Source organism: [Phormidium] sp. LEGE 05292 (genome assembly GCF_015207735.1).
GTDB lineage: Bacteria > Cyanobacteriota > Cyanobacteriia > Cyanobacteriales > Aerosakkonemataceae > Floridanema.
The window spans coordinates 1-17,210 of the sequence record NZ_JADEWG010000046.1 but is presented as its reverse complement, the minus strand read 5'-3'; the positions used below and the strand labels follow the sequence as shown (position 1 = coordinate 17,210).

Here is a 17,210-nt window from a genome sequence, read left to right as displayed (position 1 = left end):
TGTTCCCCGTTCCCTTTTTTTTGTTCCCTTGCCTCTTAGCCGTTTTAAATTTCCCCATCAAACAGACTAGTCCAAAAGCGTTGCATTCCAGAAGTACCTGTACAAAAAAGTAGCTGTCCCAATAGGGCGATCGCTAACTCATTCAACTTTTCGTCTGAACTATAAGCTAACACTCCAGAGCGTCGGGGATTCATGCGGCTGCGAAAATGTTTGCGGAAACGCTCCAAAAAGTAAGAAAGTCGAAAATGATGTTCTACTGACAATTGTTTTTCGGACAATTGTTGATATGCCAGTAGCAACTGGCGGATCAGAACTGTCATCCGCCGTGCTAGATTGCAGGCGATTAATACCAATGCCTTGGCTTCGACTACACTCAGAGAATGACGTTGAGTGTAACGCCGCATTGGGTTAGTACAGCGCAATCGCCACAATGTTACCCGATTTTTAATTATTCCTTCCAATTCTAGTTCCCTAGCCACACTGAGGATAGCTTCCGAACCACCAATATCCAAGGCTTCAATTACCAGTAAAATCAAGTCTATTTGCTGCCGAGAGCGTTTGGGAAACTCGCGATCGTCAAAGTTAGCTGGAACGGGTAAAGTTTCCAATATTAAAGGTGTTGGTTGAGCAGTAGGGGTATCTATATACATTAGGCTTGCTTGTATTTGGATTCTAATTGGCTCGATAGCAAAACCATTCTAGATAAGATCGCACACCATTGTAGAAAGTTTTAAGTTTTGAGTTTTAAATACAGAGAACCAGCCCATTCCAATACAGTGGGATCGTCTGCTTCGGATAAGCCCTATCCTTAACCAAACAGTGTTGGCTCCTTGGAGTACCTCTGCTTAGCTACACTGGAGGAAAGAAGTGTCTTTTCTTAAATTACCCTTGGGTAATCTGGGTAATCACAGCAGCAAAAGGGCTAACGCATTATGAAAAATTCCTGGATGAAAAAGTCGAGTAGACAGCACCCTAGAAAAAATGTGTTTTTGACGGGAGCGATTACAGCTAGTTGGTTATTATTGCAGAGTGCGTTGCCAGGAGTTCCTCCTGTTCTAGCTTCTTCTGACCAGCAGGAAACGATGAGTTACAATGAGTTGCTGAAGAAAATAGATGCGGGCAAAGTTACGAAGGTTGATATCGATCCGACGCAGCGCGTAGCTAGGGTGGAATTGCAGGGAGTGGATAAAACGGATTCTCCAGCGACGGTGAATTTGTTTGAGGATAATCCAGAATTAATTAAAAGGTTGCGAGCAAAGGACATCCCTTTTGCTGTCCAACCAACAACGGATAATAGTGCAGCTTTAGGCTTTGTCATCAATCTACTGTTGGTGATCCTGTTGATTTCAGGGTTGTTGATGATTGTAAGGCGATCGGCTAATGCTTCTAATCAAGCAATGAATTTTGGGAAGTCTCGTGCCCGTTTCCAAATGGAAGCGAAAACCGGAATCAAGTTTGAAGATGTAGCGGGTATTGAGGAAGCAAAAGAGGAACTGCAAGAAGTTGTAACTTTCTTGAAACAGCCGGAACGGTTTACGGCTGTGGGTGCGAAAATTCCTAAAGGTGTATTATTAATTGGCCCTCCGGGAACTGGGAAAACTTTGTTAGCAAAAGCGATCGCAGGTGAAGCGGGTGTTCCTTTCTTCAGTATTTCTGGTTCGGAGTTTGTGGAAATGTTTGTGGGTGTGGGTGCTTCCCGCGTCCGCGATTTGTTTAAGAAGGCGAAGGAAAATGCTCCCTGTTTGGTGTTTATCGATGAAATTGATGCGGTCGGGAGAATGCGGGGAACTGGGATTGGTGGCGGAAATGATGAACGGGAGCAAACTTTAAACCAGTTACTCACGGAAATGGATGGGTTTGAAGGTAATTCGGGAATTATTATTATTGCTGCTACTAACCGTCCTGATGTGCTCGATTCTGCTTTGTTGCGTCCGGGACGTTTCGATCGACAAGTGATGGTGGATGCACCGGATCTGAAGGGACGTTTGGAAATCCTCAAGGTTCATGCGCGGAATAAGAAGGTGTCAGAGGAGGTGTCGCTGGAAACGATCGCACGCAGAACTCCCGGTTTTACAGGCGCAGATTTGGCGAATTTGCTCAATGAAGCGGCAATTTTGACCGCTAGACGGCGCAAAGAAGCAATTACCATGCTGGAAATCAACGATGCGGTTGACCGGGTGGTTGCAGGAATGGAAGGTACGCCTTTGGTTGATAGCAAGAAGAAGCGGTTAATTGCTTATCATGAAGTCGGTCATGCGATCGTCGGTACTTTGATGAAAGGTCACGACCCGGTAGAAAAGGTGACTTTGATTCCTCGCGGTCAAGCTTTGGGTTTGACTTGGTTTACTCCCAATGAAGAACGGGGTTTAATTTCTAAGTCACAGTTGGTTGGGATGATTTGCGATGCTTTGGGTGGTCGCGCTGCGGAAGATGTGATTTTCGGTGATGCGGAAGTTACAACGGGTGCAGGTGGCGATTTGCAACAGGTAAGTAATTTAGCAAGGCAAATGGTGACTCGTTTCGGAATGTCTAATTTGGGTCTGTTGGCTTTAGAAAATCAGGGTAATGAGGTGTTTTTAGGTCGTGATTTTGCCAATCGTTCGGAATATTCGGAAGCGATCGCGGCTGATGTCGATGAACAGGTAAGATCGATCGTGTCCAAATGCTATGACGATGCAAAACGCATTATTGCGGAGAATCGCACTTTGATCGATCGTTTAGTCGATTTGTTGATCGATAAGGAAACAATTGATGGCGAAGAGTTGCGGAAAATTGTTTCTGAATATACTCAGTTACCTGAATCTCAATTCAAGCAAGATTGGCTATCGGTTTAATTAAACCCCACCCCTTAATCCCCTCCCCGTAAACGGGGAGGGGAAATCACTTTTATGTCTGTTGTGAACACTTCAGTGTTCATATTCGCTGAATTACCATTAATGCAGTATTAGTAAAATCAGTAAATACTCCATCTACACCTAAGTTAAAAAATTGCTCATATTCTGCTTCTGGATTCTGATTGTAATCAGGTGCTAAATATTGCTTTTCATTCCGAAAAGTGTAAGGATGAACTAGTAATCCTACAGTATGAGCATCGGCAATTAAAGATGTTGGAGATAGTAATTTTCCCTCTTTATCCACAGGTATAATCATCTGTTTATTGGGGCCGATTCCAGCAGCGTATTCAGCGATTTTAGCTAATTCTTGGGGTGTTGTTAAGTCTTTGTAGGTTCGCGAATCGCCTTTCATTACTAAATCAAAAGGTTGCCCGAAATTTTCTAGTAATTGAATCAATGGTAAATCAGTTAATTTTCTCAGCTTTTGCAAATTGGCTGTTTCAAAAGATTGAATATAAATCGGATCTTTAGCAGATCTATATCCATTATTATGAAGAATTTCAATTAATGGTTCTTCTAAAGGTAAACCAATAGAAGCAAAATAAGTTGGGTGTTTAGTTTCTGGGTAAATTCCGATCGATCGACCAATTTCCCCACTTTTAAGTTTAACTAAATCAATAATCTCTTGAAAAGTCGGAATTGAGAATTGATTGTTAAAACTTTGATCTCGAAAAGGTAAACGTTCTTTAGCTTTCAGAGTTTTAATCTCTGCCAAGGTAAAGTCTTCAGTAAACCAACCTGTAATTGGTTTTCCATCGATTAATTTAGTAGTTTTACGATTAACAAATTCGGGATATTCAGCAACATTAGTAGTAGTAGAAATTTCATTTTCGTGACGTGCGATTAATACACCATCTTTGGTGGAAACTAAATCCGGTTCAATATAATCTGCACCTAAAGTAATGGCTAATTTATAAGAAGCTAAAGTATGTTCTGGACGAAAACCGCTTGCGCCTCGATGGGCAATAATAATAGGCAAAGATGAATTAAGTTGCAAATACTTTTTCATTTCTACTTAACGCCAACCTAACATTCGTAAAACAGGTACAACAAAAAAGTGAGTGACCCCCAACCAAAAACCAATAATTATTCCCATACTACTAAAAAATGCCATACTAAACGCAAAATTTGTCCAATTGAAGTTGTCGAGAAAATTACCATAAATTCCTAAAACACCATTCAAAGGTACAACAATTTGCATAACTAACGCCAATAAACCTGCAAAGGTGATTGCTGTACCTACGGCGCTAATTAAAATATAAACTATTTGATGACTTGGTAAACCTAAACCCAAAGTTAATAAACCACTTGTTACTCCGGTCATTAATATTAAATCTTCTGGTGAAATAGTTCTTGCTGGTACTTTTTGCACTAATAAACAACCTAAAATATAACTGCTCATTCCGATTATTATCGCTATTAAATAACGTTGTTGTTGTCTTAATTTTCCGGCTAACATTAAGCCCCAAGTAGTAGTTAAACCAGCGCAAGCAAACAAAATAATTCCTGAATTTAGGAAAATAGGAAAGTCAGTTAATTGAGGTGAATTTTGAGAAATAAAATAGTCTAATTCTTTACCAAGAGCTGTTTTGTAAGCTAACCAATAACCAATTATTGACCCACAAGCACCACCAATTCCGCCTAAAATCATTTGCCACAAAGTACTGAAAAAAGCTTTGGTTATATGTGCGATCGTTTTCCAAAATAAAACTATTGCTTGGGTAATTGATTTACCCAAAAATGCTAAAATACCTAATGACAATTTAAATAAATCTGCGGGTAATTTGCTAATAATTTGAAATAATGCTTTAGCAAAAGCAGATGTAATTGTTTGAGAAGATGTTCTCCTAATTCTACTTAATAATTCATTAGCATTAGCTGGTCTTTTTTGAATATTCGGCTGGATCATATCATCCAGTAAATTAGCGAAACTTGGGCTAACATTAGTGAATTTTTGCCAGTGTAAATCCCCCGTCTTTGGGTCTTCCAAATCTAAAGGATATTTACCTGTAAGTAAGTGAATACAGGTCATCCCTAAAGCATAAAAATCAGCATTTGGCCCAACTACTGCGCCAGCAATTTGTTCTGGAGGACTGTATCCAGGAGAAAATAACCTTGTCGAACTCGCCTGAAAATTAGCTTGTTTTACACCAATTTGTTTTGCCCCACCAAAGTCAATTAATACTATTTGTTCTGTGCCTTCGCGTAACATTAAATTAGCAGGTTTAATATCACGGTGAATAATTTTACGTTGGTGTAATTCTCGTAAAATATATACAGCTTGTTTGAGCCAATTTTGCACCCATGCTTCCGGCAAACCTTGAGATTGATGATATTCTAAAATGTCTTCTAAAGTTTTCCCGGAAATTTTTTCCATTACTAAACAGGGCAAAACGATTTCAGGAGACTTGCCAAAAGTGACATAAAAATAACTATCTGGTTCTACTTTTGGTACTCCTGGGTGGCGTAAACTTGCTAAAACTGTGGCTTCTTGTTCAAATAATGCTAAAGCTTTGGGAGAAGTTTCTAGTAAAACTTTTAATACTCGCTCTTTTTTAGTTTTTTCATCCCAAAGTGTGTAAATCGCAGCAAATCCGCCAACTCCTAATTTTTTGAGTGGTATATAACGGTTTGAAATTCGCAATGGTGCGCCACAAACACTACAAAAATTATTGCCCATAGTTTGAGGATAAGGACGTGGGCAAAGAGGATTAATGCAATGGGCAGCTGTGGCAACAGTTTGAGACACTTGATTTTCCTTTATTTTCACTTTAAGAGAAATTCATGATTGTTTGCTGCCAAACAGGATCAAATTATAGCATAAAGAATTTTTGTTAATATGGTTCAATGAAGCAGTGAGTTAAAGTATTTTTTCCTATTTAAAAGTATGTTAACGTTAATTGCCGGATAAATATTTGTGATTTATAATTGAAAGATTCAAAATAAAAGCTTTAGCAATGCGTAAGATATTTCAATTTACTTTTATTTTTTTCCTAACTTGGCTAGCAATTAGTATCTTTATTTTTCCATTAAATGTAATAGCAATACAAAAGAAAACATTAGTTTTTGACAGTCAGAGTAGAACTGAATACAAATGGAATTTGCCGGAACTACAACCAAAAATGCCAAGTGATTGGTCGGATTTTCGGTTTTTGGTTTTAGAAATGAAAGCTTCTTCTCCGCAACGTTTTCTATTGCGGTTGCACACTCCGCAGGGAGTTACTAGTACTTACATTCATCCATTTCAAAATAGTTGGATTCGTGCTGCTATCCCTTTAGAAATTTTCTCCAATGCACCTAAGCGGGGAAATGATATGGCATCTTTGTTGAACAATCAACGTGCTGGTTATTTTATGTTTAATTGGGGGCCATATTTACAACTTAATCAAGTTGATTCTATTAGTATAGCGATGCCAGAAGCGATCGGGAAACCAGCTTTACAAATTCGCACAATGCAATTAACAAAGGAATCTCCGGGAGATGCAGTACTAGAAAAACAGCCACTCGTTGACAAATTAGGGCAATGGATACGGGATAATTGGTCTGGTAAAATCACTAATCTTTCAGAGTTACAGGCAATTTGGAGAACAGAGGAAAAAGAACTACAACCAGGTAATTTTGATTACTGCCAATATGGGGGTTACTGTGCAACAAAAGTTAAGCCTACAGGTTTTTTCCGGGTAGAATTGATTGAGGAAAAATGGTGGTTTGTCGATCCTGAAGGGCATTTGTTTTTTTCTGCGGGTGTGAATGTAATTACTCCCACAATTAGCACACCTATTACTAACAGAGAATCTTTGTTTGAGTCAATGCCCCCGGAAAATACACAAACTGTGAGAGTGCAAAGAGAACAACCAGTTACCTCTTTTTATCAGTGGAATATTTGGCGACGTTTCGGAGAAAGTTGGCAGAAAGATTGGGTTGATTTAACAGTGCGCCGAATGCAAGCATGGGGAATAAATACGATCGCAAATTGGTCAACTAAACTGGTAACTGATGCCCAGAGAATGCCTTATGTATTGCCGATAACTGGATGGGAAACAAAGCAATCATATTTGCAATTTCCTGATGTTTATTCCCCAGAGTTTCTGCAAAATAGCGAATCTGTTGCCGCAAAAGAGTCTGGAATTCGCAAAAATGACCCTTTTTTACTGGGATATTTTATTGGTAACGAACCAATTTGGCCGAGACGGGAATTAGATATTATTAATCTGATCTTATCTGGCCCAGATACAGCAACTCGGCGGGAGTTACAAAAGTTTTTGGTGCAAGGAGATACACTAGAAAGACGTAAAGAGTTTTTCTATCGCGCTTACGATAAATATTTGCAAGTTGTCACTAGTGCGATTCGGAAATACGATCCAAATCATTTAATTCTGGGTTTTCGTTTTGCCGGATATGCACCAGATGAAATGATAAAAGCAGGACGTTTTTTTGATGTTTTCACTATTAATAAATATGAATACAGTTTGAAGAAAGAAGAGATACAAAAATATGCCAATTTAAGCGGAAGACCTTTGTTAATTGGTGAGTTTCATTTTGGCACACCTGGAAGAGGAATGTCAGCAGGTTTAAAACAAGTTCGTGACCAAAAACAACGGGGTGTTGCTTATCGTTATTATGTGGAAAATGCAGCTGCAATTCCTGAAGTAATTGGCACACATTGGTTTCAATGGGTAGATGAACCAAGTACGGGACGTTTTGATGGGGAAAATTATAATATTGGTTTGGTTGATGTTACCGATCGCCCTTATCCCGAATTAATTAACGCTATGAAAGAAACTCATCGCAAATTATATGCTATTCATGCAGGTAAGGAAAAAGCGATCGACCAAAAACCCATAATTTATTAAACGTTTGACTTAGTTGTTAGTTTGCCATAGTTTGTTATCTTCGCAACTAACCCACGAGCATTCTTCAACATATAATAACTTTAGTGCTTAACCTGTATCAATTTTACCCTGTTCATCGAAAAAGAAAGTATAAATATGATTAGGTATGTTCTAATTTGGCTCTTTATTACCACTAGTCTAATTTTCTTTATATCGTTCTGCGTCAGACTATTGGAAAATAAAACAGCACTATTTCAGAGCCTAATTCAAGAATTTTTACACTTCAAGCAAGTCTTGTTCGACTATAGAAAAGTTATCCTACTGTCTCTAGCTTTATCTTTAGGCTTTACTGCTTTATACATTTCGCTCGGTTTAGAACTAATTCCCTTCCAAGGAGATTTTTTTGGAGCGGATCAAAATGAATGGCTTACTCTAGAATGGTCTCGATACCATAAAGGCTCTCATGCAAACCGATTACTATTTCTAGAAATATTCGGGTTTTTAAGACTCTTTTCTCCTCCTATTTCCAAAGTCCATTTAGCAATTTTTTTAAATTCTTTATTTGGCGGTTTTACTATCTTTTTTTCCTGTATAGTGTTTTGGCTATTGACTAAAAAATATTTTTCTACAACGTGCTTTACCTTATTATTTGGCTTGAGCATGAATCAGTTGTTTTTTAGTGCTGTACCAGAATCTCGTTCTTTGCAAGCTTTAAGTATTGTTATTACCTGTTTGTTGTTAATAATTTCTTTGCAAACTAGTAGAATTTATTGGTTATATTGGATTTTGGTTGGTATTTTCTCTTTCGGTATTCTGCTAACTAATTTTGTTGTCACATTTTTATGCTTCGCTGTAACAATTATCGCCCTAGAGTATCATCAAAGAATTAGAAAAATTTTAGAATACGGTGGAACTGTGGTTTTCTTGTCTTTTTGTCTAAATCTCGTTCAAAAAAAGTTTTTAGGAGGATCTTACTTCTTTTTACCTTATACGGTTATTAAAGAGTTGAATTATATAAATGTCACCTTAATTAATAATCCTTTATTAGTTTTAAAAGAGCTACTAAATAACTTTCTCCTAGTAAATTTTGTTTCTGCTTCGCCTTTTGCTGGTCATTCAGACAGGGTAGAGTTAAGCTTTTTTGCAAGAGATCTCGCCTACAGTGCTTTAGGTTGGATCGCGCTAGCACTATGGTTAATTTTATTCTTGATTGGTTTTTATAAAAACGTAATTGTTTCGCAATCAATTGTTAAACAAATTCTTATAGCCTTAATTCTATCGATTTTTTTTTATTTAGTATTACATTCTTTTTATAATGTAAAAGAAATGTATATTTATACTACGAATTACTCATTTCTAGTGTTATTATTATGTACGAATAAATCTTTAACTAAGTTTCTTGCGTGGAAGATAGCGATCGTGATTCTTATTGTTGTAATGGGAATCAACAACTTGAACATAATGAGAGAGATAATTTTCGCCCTCAAAACGTAGTCCCGAATCGATCGAAAAGTCGAAACTCCCTGTCGAATAAGAAGAGAATGTAAAAATTACTTAATTTTTGTATAAAGAGATAAAATTTTGTATTGCCTTATACAAAACGGCTATTACATTTTTATATAAAAAAATATTAATCGACTTAATAGCAATGATAAATGATAAATAAACGGAACCGGGGTTTTTTACAGCGGTTTTGGACGATCGCGAAACTTTATTGGTGTGGGAATGAAAAATGGGGAGCGATCGCGTTACTACTGACCTTGATTGCGCTGGTTCTAGTTTCCACCCAGGTCAAAGTACTTGCCAACACTCAACAAGGTAATATCCTTTCCACACTCGTTGCCAAGGATGTAAATGGATTCTGGACGACTACTTGGAAACTGTTTGGGCTATCCCTGATGTTACCGACTATTTGGTGTGCATACCACTACACCCGCAAAAAACTTGTTCTCTATTGGCGAAGGTGGTTAACCCATCATTTTCTCGGTAAATATTCCCGCAATCGGGCTTTTTATGAACTCAGTCAATTTCAACAAAAAATTGATAACCCAGATCAGCGAATAGCCGAAGATATCAACAAATTCGCTGACGGATTTCTACTCTTCTTCTTTGATATGTTCAATGCTGGTTCACAGATTATTGCTTTTAGCGCGGTACTTTGGATAATATCACCCACTTTGATGGTGGTTTTGGTGATTTATGCTGTTAGTGGAACCCTGCTCACAATTTGGTTATTTGGGACAAAATTAGTTAGACTCAATTTCGAGCAGTTAAAAAAAGAAGCTAATTTTCGTTTTGGATTAGTCCGACTCCGAGAGAATGCTGAATCTGTTGCCTTTTATCGGGGAGAAGCACAGGAATTCAATCAAGTTAAACACCTATTTAATCAAGTATTTAAAAATTATAATAATATTCTATTTTGGCAAGACCTAATTGTGAATATTGGGGGCAGCTTTTATTACTATATTCCTAGCTTTTTGCCTGCTCTAATTATTGCCCCTCAAATTTTTTCAGGTGAGTTAGAAATCGGTAAACTTGCTGAAGCACAAGGGGCGTTTAATACTCTTTCTTGGGAAATTCATGTAATTATCAGAACGTTTAAAGAACTGGCTGGTTTTGCTGCTGGAATTGAGCGTTTATCTGAATTTTATAATTTCCTGCAACAACCCAAGAAAGGAATTATTAGCAGCAGCATTCAGCATACAATTATTAATACTGTAGAAGATAGCTGTTTAGCACTTCAAGACCTGACATTGTATACACCCAACTATCAAAGAACCTTATTCCAGGATGTTTCGGTAAAACTGCAATCAGGACAAGGAATGTTAATTATGGGTGCGAGTGGCTGTGGGAAAAGTTCGCTACTGCGAGCGATCGCTGGCTTATGGAATTCTGGTAATGGCACAATTATCCGACCCAAACTAGAGGAAATTTTATTTTTACCGCAACGTCCTTATATGGTGTTGGGCAATCTCCGTCAGCAGTTAGTCTATCCGCTGGTTAATGATACAATTAGCGATCGAGAATTGCATCAAGTATTGCAAGAAGTAAACCTACCCAATTTAGTAGAAAGATCCGGTGGTTTTGATATCGAAAAAGATTGGGGTGATGTGCTTTCTTTAGGAGAACAACAGCGTGTGGCTTTTGCCCGTCTGTTAATTTCTAAACCAAAGTATGTGATTTTAGATGAAGCTACCAGTGCTTTGGATGTGAAAAACGAGGAAAATCTTTATCGACATCTGTTAGGTACTCAGACAACTTTTATCAGCGTCGGTCATCGTCCGACTCTGTTCAAATATCACCATCTAATATTAGAATTATTAGATACTGACAAATGGGAAATAAGGGAGTATAAAGTAGTATAATGTCCTAACAAACAAAACTCTATTACTCATGCCAAGTCATAGGTAAACAATGAGATGATAACGCATGAGAATCAAGAGCTGTTTCTTTTGTCTCTTCATCTAAAACCTTGACTACTTTGTTGTAAATATCTTTAGCTTGTTGGGGAGAATTACCAATACAAGTTAATCCCAACTTCCCAAATTCTGACAGACAACCCATTAAATGAAATACTGTTCCAGTCTCCGTACTCGTATCAAAATGTAAGCGATGATCGGCAATGATATCCATCAAATCATTTGGTAACAAACCACGATAACGTTCTTTTTGTAAGTTATCAGTAGCCATATAATATTTCGCGCTACCTTGCTGACTATAAAATACGCCAGTCGCCATATCATAACGCCCATTTGTTAAGAATTTTAGAGTCATAAACGGGTGAGTAGTACCACCTTTTCTCAAGTTAATTTCAATTGCTTGGAAATCCCATTGTGGTTTACCTGCTACATCAGGTAGACGTACAGCAATAAAGTCAACGCCAAACCTTTCTAATGCGCCTTTTTCCGCCAGATTTTTTCCTACTTTTAATCCTAATTCTTGTAAACGTAAGCGATAAGATTCTTGGGCGGGAAAATAGCAACCTAAGTAAATTTGACCATCAGAACCGCCTAAAATTTGGTCATGAGTGGAGAGAATTTCTACTTCGCCTTCGGGGGTAATTCTACCTTGAACGCTAGGACTGTTTTTTGTTTTTCCTTCTACAAAAGCTTCCACAATTGCCCCTAATTCAGGAATCCGACTAGAAAAGTTTTCCCATGTTTCATTTTTAGCTTGGAAATTCATGGAAGTAAAGCGATCGCTAATTACCCCAACTCTTTCTTGATGAGAAACAATACCAGGCGCAATATTAGATATTTCTCTTAAATCCAAAATGGCATTTCCTTCCCCAGAAAAACCTTCATTCAGCTTAACCACCATCCGCTGTAAATTCGGTTGACGTTCCCAAAGTTCCGCAGCTGCTTCTGCTAAATCATCAGCATTTTTTACCATTTCACTTCCATCGGGATGCGGTACACCACATTCAGCAAAAATTTGCCGACTTCCACTCTTACTTCCCCAATAAAGTAAATCTGGATCTGCGGCTAATAAAGGTACTTCTAACTGTAAAGATAAGTCTTTCTCTAATTGAGTAGAGTTATAACAAATCATAAAAGATTTATCAGGTCTTAATGCTTGGCGAATCCGCTGCATTAATCGGGGACGTTCTAATATTTTTTGAGTTAAAGGTTTGGCAGAAGAATCATAAGTGGAAAATAACATTAAGCGATCGCGGGCATGAGAAAATGGAATTCCCGGGAGCAATTGTAAGTAATAATCAATTACTATTGGTGGCAGAGGTTGAGAGGTTACAAAAATTACTCTTGTGCGAGGATTACGCAAGCGAATTAACGAAAAAAGTAATCGTTCTTCGTAATTCAAAAATCCTTCCACTTTCTTTAGTTCTCGCTGATCTAAACTCACAGAAGGAATCACCAAGATATCATAATCTCCCAGATTAACACCTTCGATACTTTGCCAGCGATCGCGCAATTGATTTTGGAGAAATCTAAACTTTTCCCCTGGAGAATCTACAGAAAAATCTACTACTTGCATTGCCCCAATCCTACCCTATTTTCAATAACAGTAATTTACTTAATTTTCCGATCAGTTTAGACTACTTTTTACGAATAGTAAAAAAAATTATTATTTCCTGCACAATCAACGAGTAAAAGCACTAACAACAATTAATCTTATAGCCTTATCTAACTTTTCCGCATCTATCTAAAAGACAGTAAATTAATAACTCAAGCTGCTAGTGCAGCGTGGCAGAAATGATTGAGCAGCTGAAAACAGCTAGAAAGCTGAACATAAAAGCTGATCAAACCCTTCTGCCTTCTGCCCTCTGCCTTCTGCCTTCTTGCACTAGTTGCTCAAAATTCTCGCACATCAAATGGTTTATTCTGTCGCATAAGCTTCAGATTCTTCATTTGATTCTTTAGGAATAGTAGATTTTGAGAAATTAGTAATCACACTAATATTGCCATCCGACTCCATAAATGCCAATTTTACCTCACTCATTTTTTGCACCCCCTGTTTCCGAAGCATACTCATTAATTCATCTTGGGTAATTAACTGTTGTTCCAAATTTTGCCGTATCATTCTACCATTAACTACCAATGGTGTTGGCGGAGGATTTAAAAAACGTTGAAACGGTCGAAATTTGAAACCCAACCAATTTAATGTGTAACTCCAGAAAATAATTGTACTCACTAAAATTACACCATCAGAAATAGATGTATAATTGCTTGCCATTGCATTTTGGGCAGCTTCGGCAAACAATACTACTACTAGTAAATCGGAAATTCCCACCACACCGATTTGACGGTTAGGAAGAAAGCGCAGAATCGCAAATAACATCAAATAAACTAGCGTTCCCCGCACAAAAAGTTCGGCAACTGAGGTACTAGGAATAAATACCTTATACCAATCTATCTTAAACAGTAAATCCATCATTGTAGGCATTTTTATTTAGGCACACCAGCAGTCAAAATTTCATTTCCTGACTCGGTGACTAACACATCATCTTCTATACGAATGCCAATACCTCGCCACTTGTCATCTATCTCAGGTTGTCCTTCTGCTGGTTGGTAATCAGGTGCAATATAAATTCCCGGTTCGACAGTTAAAATTTGTCCCGGTTGTAAAGTTTGCCAAACCTCTTCCCCATGTTTATAAATCCCTGCATCATGCACATCTAAACCTAACCAATGTCCAGTTTTGTGCATATAAAATGCTTTATATTTTTCTTCTTTAATCAATTCCTCAATGTCACCTTTTAACAACCCTAACTCGACTAAACCTTCGGTCAAAATTCGCACTGCGTTATCATGTCCTAAGTTCCAAGCATTTCCCGGTTTTACTTGGTCAATTGCCGCTAATTGTGCGGTCAAAACTAAATCGTAAATTGTCTTTTGTTCGGGCGTAAATTTGCCATTTACCGGAAATGTCCGGGTAATATCTCCGTTGTAATATTGATAACAACAACCTGCATCAATTAACAACAAATCATTTTCTTGTAATTGCCGATCGTTCTCAATATAATGTAAAATGCAAGCATTCGCGCCAGAAGCAACAATCGAAGGATAGGCAGGTCCCATCCCACCCCGTAAGCGAAAAATATGTTCAATTTCTGCTTGGATTTCGTATTCGTAACGTCCCGGTTTTGCGAATTCTCTAGCGTGATTATGTGCTTCTACAGAAATTGCGATCGCTTTTCGCATCAACTCTAATTCTGCCGCACTTTTAATCAAGCGCATCGGATGAAGTATAAAGTTAGAATCTTCAATTGCGATCGGACCTGTACCCCGTTTAGAATAAGTGGCAATTAACCTTTGCCAATGGGAAAGGACGGTTTCATTAAATTTGCGATCGCGTCCCAAATGATAATAAATTCTGTCAGCTTTTTCTAAATATTGGGGTAACTTTTCATCTAATTCTGCGATCGGATAAGCTTCATCAGCACCATACTTTTCCTTCGCCGCATCCACCCCTACGCGATATCCCGTCCAAACTTCCTTTTCTTTATCCTTCGGTTGCACAAACAAAATAAACCTATGTTCCGCATGATGAGGCGCTAAAACTGCTACCGCATCCGCCTCATTAAACCCCGTCAAATAGTAAAAATCACTATCTTGTCGATAAGCATACTCTACATCATTGTGCATCACCGCCACTGGCGCACTGCGAAAAATAGCTGTACCATTGCCTATTTTCGCCATTAACTCTTCCCGACGCTTCTGATACTCTGTTTGCATAAGTGCAGACTACCTAAAAAATACTATGATATTCTAACTTTAGTTAATTAGCGATAGAACCTTTGAATAAATTTTCCCATTTCCCGATTTATGATAAATTTAACCAATTAAACAATATTTATTACAGCAATGAAAAAAATACTGCTTTTTGTTCCTAAAATAAAACTAAGGTTAGCAGTAGATCCGCTACTTTCATTGCGAGGTTTTGCTTGTTTAATGGTGGTTATGGCACATTCCGCACCACCCAAATCCACAATTTACTTTCACAATTATGACTTAACTTGGTTAATATTCACAGCCGGAGGAGTAGCAGTCAGAATCTTCTTTTGTCTCTCCGGTTATTTAATCGGAAAAGCTTTTTATAATCAACGTTACACCGCCCAATTAATCGGAATACTTAATTTTTGGCGGAATCGGGCCTTAAGAATTTTTCCCCTTTACTACTTTGCTGTAATAATTTTAGGTTTAATTTTTTATCCTCAAATTTGGCAACCAGAAAACCGACAATATTTACTCAGAATTTTAACCTTTACTTACGATTATACCTTGCCCGTCGATTTTCACGGAGCATTTTGGTATATATCAACAGAAGTGCAGTTTTATTTAGTAATTCCGTTTATTTATATTTACTTGCGCGATCGCCTAACCAAACTCAACCAAATAATTACCTTATGCTTCAGTCTAATTTTCCTTTCCTTTTGCCTCCGAATATTAATTTGGACATTGATCGCTACTCAAACTTCCCTTCCCCAAGAACAGATGAACAGCTTCATCAGCTATATTTACATCCCCTTAATCACCAACTTAGACTCTTTTATTTGTGGATTTTTAGTCAATGCAATAATTATCAAACAAAAAGCAAAACAACCAATTAATCAGCCTAATAAAACATTAATATTTAAAGCTAAATTAGCATTTATATTAATTGTATTTCTCTATTTTTTTACAGCTTATTGTAGATATTACCATCAATTAAACTTATTATTGATTGCTCCCACAATAACCGCCCTACTAACATCAACATTCCTTTACTTAATAGAATCCGACCCCTACCCCAAATCTTATCACTTTCCCCAAAAATCTTTCTGGGAATTGCCCTTCATAACCTTGGGTTACTTAGGCAACCTCTCTTATGGCATCTACGTTTGGCATTACCCAATAGTTACCAAACTAACACCCATTTTATTTACCTCAAATAACCCTCTACAAGCTTTCTTCCTAAGATTCTTAGAAACCCTAATCTTATCAACATTACTAGCCACCGCAAGCTATTACCTAATCGAACGACCAGCAATCAAACTTAAACGATAAATCATATAATAAGTTTGTAGTAACGACTTCGATCGTTTAATTACTACAAACTTAAACTATTGAATTGATTTGTAAATGTCTTAACTACCCTTTTTTGGTGCCACAGGTTTTGGCGCAACAGGTACAGAATTAAACTGATAACTCAGAATATTAACTGTAGAACCATTAGCAGGCAAATCAGCAGTACTAATAGTTATAGAATCACTATTAATATTGCGGACAGAGATACCACTACCATCCGTCAATTTTAGAAACTCCTCCACACCCACAATATCGCAACTCTTATCATCAGCAGCCTGAGTTCGATAATGAGTAGGAATCACCATCTTTGGATTCAGAGATTTAATCGCTTCAATTGCTTGATTTGGATTATAAACTTTTGAGCCTCCACCTACAGGAAGCAGCAACAAATCTGGTTTTCCCATGAGAATTTTTTGCTCAATTTCAATTGGTGCAGCTGCCCCTCCCAAATGCAAAATATTAAGACCACCTTGAGTCCAACGCCAAGCTACATTTGTACCAAACCTGCGCCCACCTACCGTATCATGATTAGTGCGAATACCCTGATATTGAATACCATTAAATTGATAAACTCCCGGTTCATAAAGTATTTTCGGATTACCTGGTAATCCTTCCACCGCACCTTCATCAAACAATTGACTACTAATTAAAACCACATCTGCCTGTACATTTGGCAACCGATAACCAGCAGTACAACCAATTGCGCGAAAAGGGTTCACTAACACACGCTGATTATTACCAGTAAACAAAAAGCAAGTGTGACCCAGCCATCGAACTGATAGCGAATTACCAGTTTGAGCTTGCGTTGCTTGCCATCCTGAAGCCCAAGCAGTACCAAAAGCTGTCAGCAAACTCGCCCCCGTATAACGCAGCAACTTTCGCCGTTTCATGATTCCCTATGTTTTACACAACGATAGAGATTCTACCTTTTAAAAGGGGACTGGGGAGATGGGGAC

12 protein-coding genes are annotated in these 17,210 nt (G+C 37.8%); 5 read left to right on the top strand and 7 right to left on the bottom strand.

Annotated elements, in window-relative coordinates; all coding sequences use genetic code 11:
• Positions 1-44: 44 nt before the first annotated feature.
• The gene (locus IQ264_RS14840) at positions 45-650 is read right to left on the bottom strand and encodes a DUF3038 domain-containing protein (protein WP_228061552.1); all 606 of its coding nucleotides are present in this window, start codon (positions 648-650) and stop codon (positions 45-47) included.
• 297 nt (positions 651-947) lie between these two features.
• Here IQ264_RS14840 and ftsH point away from each other — a divergent pair, with 297 nt between their 5' ends.
• Positions 948-2,834: an ATP-dependent zinc metalloprotease FtsH gene (gene ftsH / locus IQ264_RS14835; protein ID WP_193981587.1), complete on the top strand. Its 1,887-nt coding sequence runs from the start codon at positions 948-950 to the stop codon at positions 2,832-2,834.
• A gap of 79 nt (positions 2,835-2,913) precedes the next feature.
• On the opposite strand, the gene IQ264_RS14830 is transcribed toward ftsH, so the two are convergent.
• Together IQ264_RS14830 and IQ264_RS14825 are read right to left on the bottom strand one after the other, a co-directional pair.
• Positions 2,914-3,903 carry a glycerophosphodiester phosphodiesterase gene (locus IQ264_RS14830; RefSeq protein ID WP_193981563.1) on the bottom strand — a complete coding sequence of 330 codons (990 nt, stop codon included), beginning with the start codon at positions 3,901-3,903 and terminating at the stop codon, positions 2,914-2,916.
• Positions 3,904-3,909: 6 nt separating this feature from the next.
• A complete protein-coding gene (locus tag IQ264_RS14825) occupies positions 3,910-5,643 on the bottom strand; it encodes a serine/threonine-protein kinase (protein WP_322744695.1) in 1,734 nt (577 codons plus the stop codon).
• A gap of 208 nt (positions 5,644-5,851) precedes the next feature.
• On the opposite strand from IQ264_RS14825, the gene IQ264_RS14820 reads away from it, so the two are divergent.
• From IQ264_RS14820 to IQ264_RS14810, 3 genes are all read left to right on the top strand, one after another.
• Positions 5,852-7,747, top strand: coding sequence for a hypothetical protein (locus IQ264_RS14820; RefSeq protein ID WP_193981562.1), 1,896 nt, complete (start codon positions 5,852-5,854; stop codon positions 7,745-7,747).
• Between the two features lie 210 nt (positions 7,748-7,957).
• A complete protein-coding gene (locus IQ264_RS14815) occupies positions 7,958-9,220 on the top strand; it encodes a hypothetical protein (protein ID WP_193981561.1) in 1,263 nt (420 codons plus the stop codon).
• A gap of 161 nt (positions 9,221-9,381) precedes the next feature.
• Positions 9,382-11,091 (top strand): ABC transporter ATP-binding protein/permease, encoded by a 1,710-nt coding sequence (locus IQ264_RS14810; protein ID WP_193981560.1) that lies wholly within the window; start codon positions 9,382-9,384, stop codon positions 11,089-11,091.
• 22 nt (positions 11,092-11,113) lie between these two features.
• On the opposite strand, the gene IQ264_RS14805 is transcribed toward IQ264_RS14810, so the two are convergent.
• The 3 genes from IQ264_RS14805 to IQ264_RS14795 all read right to left on the bottom strand — a co-directional run bounded on the left by IQ264_RS14805 (position 11,114) and on the right by IQ264_RS14795 (position 14,922).
• Complete coding sequence (locus IQ264_RS14805) at positions 11,114-12,721, bottom strand: peptide ligase PGM1-related protein (RefSeq protein ID WP_193981559.1); 1,608 nt, start codon at positions 12,719-12,721, stop codon at positions 11,114-11,116.
• 342 nt (positions 12,722-13,063) lie between these two features.
• A complete protein-coding gene (locus IQ264_RS14800) occupies positions 13,064-13,630 on the bottom strand; it encodes a DUF421 domain-containing protein (protein WP_228061551.1) in 567 nt (188 codons plus the stop codon).
• 2 nt (positions 13,631-13,632) lie between these two features.
• Positions 13,633-14,922 carry an aminopeptidase P N-terminal domain-containing protein gene (locus IQ264_RS14795; RefSeq protein WP_193981558.1) on the bottom strand — a complete coding sequence of 430 codons (1,290 nt, stop codon included), beginning with the start codon at positions 14,920-14,922 and terminating at the stop codon, positions 13,633-13,635.
• Between the two features lie 129 nt (positions 14,923-15,051).
• Between IQ264_RS14795 and IQ264_RS14790 the strand changes: the two genes are divergently transcribed.
• Positions 15,052-16,233 carry an acyltransferase family protein gene (locus IQ264_RS14790; protein ID WP_193981557.1) on the top strand — a complete coding sequence of 394 codons (1,182 nt, stop codon included), beginning with the start codon at positions 15,052-15,054 and terminating at the stop codon, positions 16,231-16,233.
• Between the two features lie 80 nt (positions 16,234-16,313).
• Here IQ264_RS14790 and IQ264_RS14785 read toward each other — a convergent pair whose 3' ends face one another.
• Positions 16,314-17,144: an MBL fold metallo-hydrolase gene (locus tag IQ264_RS14785; protein ID WP_193981556.1), complete on the bottom strand. Its 831-nt coding sequence runs from the start codon at positions 17,142-17,144 to the stop codon at positions 16,314-16,316.
• Between the last annotated feature and the right edge of the window lie 66 nt (positions 17,145-17,210).

Coding starts and splice junctions, on each gene's coding strand:
- IQ264_RS14790 (WP_193981557.1), top strand. CDS start 15,052: ATGAAAAAAATACTGCTTTTTGTTCCTAAAATAAAACTAAGGTTAGCA.
- IQ264_RS14785 (WP_193981556.1), bottom strand. CDS start 17,144: ATGAAACGGCGAAAGTTGCTGCGTTATACGGGGGCGAGTTTGCTGACA.
- IQ264_RS14840 (WP_228061552.1), bottom strand. CDS start 650: ATGTATATAGATACCCCTACTGCTCAACCAACACCTTTAATATTGGAA.
- IQ264_RS14830 (WP_193981563.1), bottom strand. CDS start 3,903: ATGAAAAAGTATTTGCAACTTAATTCATCTTTGCCTATTATTATTGCC.
- IQ264_RS14805 (WP_193981559.1), bottom strand. CDS start 12,721: ATGCAAGTAGTAGATTTTTCTGTAGATTCTCCAGGGGAAAAGTTTAGA.
- IQ264_RS14800 (WP_228061551.1), bottom strand. CDS start 13,630: ATGCCTACAATGATGGATTTACTGTTTAAGATAGATTGGTATAAGGTA.
- IQ264_RS14810 (WP_193981560.1), top strand. CDS start 9,382: ATGATAAATAAACGGAACCGGGGTTTTTTACAGCGGTTTTGGACGATC.
- ftsH (WP_193981587.1), top strand. CDS start 948: ATGAAAAAGTCGAGTAGACAGCACCCTAGAAAAAATGTGTTTTTGACG.
- IQ264_RS14795 (WP_193981558.1), bottom strand. CDS start 14,922: ATGCAAACAGAGTATCAGAAGCGTCGGGAAGAGTTAATGGCGAAAATA.
- IQ264_RS14820 (WP_193981562.1), top strand. CDS start 5,852: ATGCGTAAGATATTTCAATTTACTTTTATTTTTTTCCTAACTTGGCTA.